At 69.0% G+C, this 4008-nt stretch carries 4 protein-coding genes and 1 tRNA gene; all 5 read left to right on the top strand.

Annotation, left to right across the window (positions count from 1 at the left end):
• On the top strand, positions 1-237 hold a 237-nt coding region (locus HUU94_RS03895), incomplete at its 5' end, for a rod shape-determining protein MreC (RefSeq protein WP_302480178.1).
• Positions 237-758 carry a rod shape-determining protein MreD gene (locus HUU94_RS03900; protein ID WP_174273805.1) on the top strand — a complete coding sequence of 174 codons (522 nt, stop codon included), beginning with the start codon at positions 237-239 and terminating at the stop codon, positions 756-758. The genes HUU94_RS03895 and HUU94_RS03900, both read left to right, overlap by 1 nt.
• Positions 758-2743, top strand: coding sequence for a penicillin-binding protein 2 (gene mrdA, locus HUU94_RS03905; protein ID WP_174273806.1), 1986 nt, complete (start codon positions 758-760; stop codon positions 2741-2743). The genes HUU94_RS03900 and mrdA overlap by 1 nt, the downstream gene beginning before the upstream one ends.
• A gap of 44 nt (positions 2744-2787) precedes the next feature.
• The gene (rodA, locus tag HUU94_RS03910) at positions 2788-3840 is read left to right on the top strand and encodes a rod shape-determining protein RodA (protein WP_438827101.1); all 1053 of its coding nucleotides are present in this window, start codon (positions 2788-2790) and stop codon (positions 3838-3840) included.
• Between the two features lie 92 nt (positions 3841-3932).
• Positions 3933-4008, top strand: a tRNA-Lys gene (locus tag HUU94_RS03915).

Below are 4008 nucleotides of genomic sequence, written 5' to 3' on the forward strand. Positions count from 1 at the left end.
GATGTGCGCGCGACGACGATGGGCGCGCAGCCCTTCCGCCGCGGTGATCTGCTCGCGACCTCCGGCACGGGCGGCGTCTATCCCGCCGGCCTTCCCGTCGCGGTCGTCCTGTCGGTGAGCGGTGAGGTCGCGCAGGCGCGCGCGCTCGCCGATCCGGCGGCGCTCGATTTCGGCATGGTGCTGCCGGAGGTGACGGTCGCGCCGCCGCCACCGCCTCCCGCGACGGCGGCGCGGTGATGCGCGGCGATTATGACCAGGATCGCCTGCCCGCGCGGCTGTGGCTGATCCCGATCCTCAGCACCGCCGCCGGATCATCACTCTCGCTGGTGCCGCTGGTCGTCCAGACGCCGATCCTGCCACCATTCGGGCTGCTCGTCGCACTCGCCTGGCGGCTGCTGCGCGCCGAGATGTGGGGGGCGTGGGTGGCGCTGCCGCTGGGGCTGATCGACGATCTGATCGGCGGCGCGCCGCTCGGCACTGCGATGACCTTATGGACGGTCGCCTTCCTCGGCCTCGACATCGCCGATCATCGCATCGTGTGGCGCGATCTCTGGACGAGCTGGCAACTCGCGATCTTCGCGATCGGCTTCTGCGGGATCGGCGCATGGGGCCTGGCTTGGCTGGCGGGCGGCGCGGGGCCGCTGTGGACGATCGCCCCCCAATCGCTGCTGGCGATCCTCTGCTTTCCGGCGGCGATGCGCATGGTTTCGGCGATCGATCGCTGGCGGCTGGGCAAGGGGGCTGCTACCAGCGGCTGATGCATATCCTGGGGCGCGGCCGGATCATCACCGAGCAGGCGCTGGCCTATAGCTTCACGCGGCGCGCGATCGTCCTCGGCGCTGTGCAACTGGGCATCGGCGGGCTGCTCGCCGGCCGCATGGCGTGGCTCGCCATCGCGCAGAAGGACAAATACGACAGGCTCGCCGAGAGCAACCGCGTCCAGAGCCGGCTGATCCCGCCCCGGCGCGGCTGGATCGTCGATCGCAACGGGCTGCCGATCGCGATCAACCGCACCAATTTCCGCATCGACCTGATTCCCGATCGCCTGCAGGACCCCGATCGCATCATCGACGAGCTGCGCGCGCTGCTCGATCTGCCGCCCGAGGAGATCGCGCGGATCAAGGAGGCGCTCGATCGCTCGCCGGGCTACCAGCCGGTGCCGGTGGCCGAGGACGTGCCCTACGAGCGCTTCGCCGCGATCAGCGTCCGCCAGCCCGATCTGCCCGGCGTGGCCCCCACCAGCGGCTATGCGCGCGCCTATCCGGCGGGGGCGGCGGTCGGGCATCTGGTCGGCTATGTCGGGCCCGCGACGATCGAGGATTATCAGCGCACGCGCGATCCCTTGCTGATCGCGCCGGGCTTCAAGGTCGGCAAGGAAGGGATCGAGAAGATCATGGAGCCCTGGCTGCGCGGGCATCCGGGCGCCAGGCGCACCGAGGTGACCGCGCACGGCAAGCTCGTCGCCGAACTTACCACGCGGCCCGAAGAGATGGGCCACACGCTGAAGCTGACGATCGACGCACCGCTGCAGGAGTATGCCGCGCGACGGCTGGGGCCGAACAGCGGATCGGCGGTGGTGATCGATACCGTGCACGGCGGCATATTGGCGATGGCCTCGATGCCCGCTTACGATCCCGCGAGCTTCGCCGACGGGATCAGCCGATCCGAATATGCGATGCTCTCGGCCGACGATCATACGCCGTTGCAGAACAAGGTGGTGCAGGCGCTCTATCCGCCGGGGTCGACCGTCAAGCCGATGGTGGCGCTGGCGTTGCTGCAGGCGGGGGTCGATCCGCGCGAACGCGTGTCCTGTTCGGGCGTCTATCGCGTCGGCAACGGGCTGTTCCACTGCTGGCGGCACCGCGGACACGGCCCCGTCGACATGCACCGCGCGATCCAGCAGAGCTGCGACATCTATTTCTGGTCGATGGGGCGCAGGCTCGGCATCGATCGGCTGGCGCCGATGGCGCGCGCGTTGGGCCTGGGGCAGCGCTTCGATCTGCCGTTGACGGGCCAGCGCTCGGGGCTGGTGCCCGATTCCGCGTGGAAGCTTGCGCGCTACAAGCATCCCTGGACACAGGCGGATACCGTCAACAGCGCGATCGGCCAGGGCTATTTCCTCGTCAAGCCGCTGGAGCTTGCGGTGATGGCGAGCCGGATCGCCAGCGGGCGCGCGCTGCAACCCCGCCTGATCGCCAACCGCCGCTATGGCCCGCAGGGCGGTGGGCTCGGCATCAGCGACGAGCAATTGGCGATCATCCATGCGGCGATGCGCGACGTGATCAACAGCGGCGGCGCTGGCACCGCGGGCAGCGCCAGGTTACCCGTCGCGGGCGTGGAGATGGCGGGCAAGACGGGCAGCGCGCAGGTCCGCCGGATCACGATGGCGGATCGCGCCGCCGGCCGGACGAATACCGAGCTCTCGCCCTGGCGCTATCGCGATCACGCGCACTTCATCGGCTTCGCGCCTTTCGATCAGCCGCGCTACGCGATCGCCGTCTCGCTTGAGCATGGCGCGCATGGCGCCGCCGCCGCGCAAGTGGCGCGCGATATCATGACCTTCCTCTACGCCCCCGATCGCGCGCAGACGACGCTCGCCGCGCTGGAGCAGGGTTGGGGCGGCGATATCCGGGCGCGAATGGCCGAGACCGCGCAGCGCTGGCGCGACGCGCACGACAGCTCGCCGACTCCCGCGCAGGAGCAGGCCGAGCCCGCTGATGGCGGCGGGGAGCAGGCGGATTGAGCCGCTCGATCGTCCCCGGCACGCTGGCGCGCCTACCTTGGGGCATGCTCGCGCTGATCACCGCGATCTGCGGCTTCGGCCTGCTCGTCCTCTATTCGGCGGCGAACGCCAATGTGCGGCCCTGGGCCTTTTCGCAAGGCTGGCACTTCCTGCTCTTCCTCTGCGGTGCGATCTGGCTGTCGCGTTTCCGCGAGGAGGAGATCAAGAGCGTCGCGCTGCCGATCTACGTCATTCTCGTGCTCCTGCTGATCGGGGTCGAGGCGCTGGGCGCGGTCGGCGGGGGCAGCCGGCGCTGGCTCGACCTCAAGATCATCCGGCTGCAGCCTTCGGAGCTGATGAAGCCGGGCATCGTGCTCGCGCTGGCATGGTTTTACGATCTGCTGCCGGTCGGCGAGACGCGGCGCTGGTCGGCGATCTGGCCCGCGGCGGTGTTGATCGGCGTGCCGTTCGCGCTGGTGATGGTGCAGCCCGATCTCGGCACCGCGCTGATGATCGCGTTCGGCGGGCTGGCAGTTGTGTTCCTCGCGGGCGTGCCGTTGCGGCTGTTCGCTGGCGGGCTGCTCGCGGTGGCGGGGCTGACGCCGATCGCGCTGCACATGATGCACGATTATCAGCGGCGGCGGATCGAGATCTTCCTCAATCCCGAAAGCGATCCGCTCGGCAGCGGCTATCACATCATCCAGTCGAAGATCGCGATCGGATCGGGCGGGATCGCAGGCAAGGGCTTCCTCGCCGGCACGCAGAGCCACCTCGATTACCTGCCCGAGGGCCACACCGATTTCGTCTTCGCGACGATGGCCGAGGAATGGGGATTGATCGGGGGGATCGGCATCATCATCGCCTATCTGTTCGTAATCCGGTGGGGGATGCTGGTCGCGGGGCGCGCGAAGACACGTTTCGGGCGGCTGGCCGCCGCGGGCCTGTCGACGACGATCTTCCTCTACGTCGCGATCAATCTGGCGATGGTGATGGGCCTCGCCCCGGTGGTCGGCATCCCGCTGCCGCTGGTATCGTTCGGCGGATCGGCGATGATGACCGTGCTGATCTGCCTGGGCGTGCTGATGGCGATCGATCGCCAGCACCACCGCGGCGGCTGACGTGCGGCCACTCCCCTGTTTACACGCGCGCCCCGCATTGCTAACGCGCGCCCCTCGCGACGGGCCAAGCCCCCGCACCGCCCACAAGGCATGGACGCATAGCTCAGTTGGTAGAGCAGCTGACTCTTAATCAGCGGGTCCTTGGTTCGAGCCCAAGTGCGTCCACCA

This window comes from Sphingomonas bacterium, from assembly GCF_903644055.1.
In the GTDB taxonomy this organism is placed as follows: domain Bacteria; phylum Pseudomonadota; class Alphaproteobacteria; order Sphingomonadales; family Sphingomonadaceae; genus Sphingomonas_I.